A 567-nucleotide genomic window follows, 5' to 3' on the forward strand; every position below is an offset into this window, starting at 1 on the left:
CCCTGACCAACGCCCAAGGCTTGCCGGTCAGCGGCCATAACGGCCTGAGCTTCACCTTGACCGACGGCACCGTGGTCAAGGTCCCGGCTGGCAGCACCACCGGCACCGCGACCATCGTGGTGAAAGATGATGCCTATGTTGGCGGCCAAGCGGACATCGTCAACAAGCTGGTCTCGGTCAGCGGTGGCGATAACTTCGAGAAACTCACTCTCGGCGATGAGACGCGCACCACGACCGTCACTGACGAGCCGGGCACTCCGGGTAACCCAGGTACGCCAGGCGGTACCAACGGCGGTGATTTGCTGACTGTCGGTATCACCGCCGACCAGAGCACCGTCAACGAGAACCAGCCGGCGACCTTCACCGTTACCACTAACCGTGTGCTGGAGCGTGATCTGAACGTCACCCTCAGCAACGGCGATACCGTGACTGTGAAAGCCGGCTCGACCACGGCCACTTACACCCTGGCAGCACAAGGTGATGACGTCTTCAAGGACGGCGAAACCGTGAAGCTGGGCGTGCAGAGCGCAGTCGATGCCGGTGGCAAAGGCTTCGAGAACCTGCAGC

Annotated in this window: 1 protein-coding gene; it reads left to right on the plus strand. The window is 62.1% G+C overall.

What is annotated here, in order from left to right; translation table 11 throughout:
- Nucleotides 1-567 (plus strand): immunoglobulin-like domain-containing protein (locus tag G7Z99_RS20320; protein ID WP_375139179.1); only part of this gene is annotated, 567 nt, incomplete at both ends.

The organism is Pseudomonas entomophila (genome assembly GCF_013523165.1).
Taxonomy (GTDB): domain Bacteria; phylum Pseudomonadota; class Gammaproteobacteria; order Pseudomonadales; family Pseudomonadaceae; genus Aquipseudomonas; species Aquipseudomonas entomophila_A.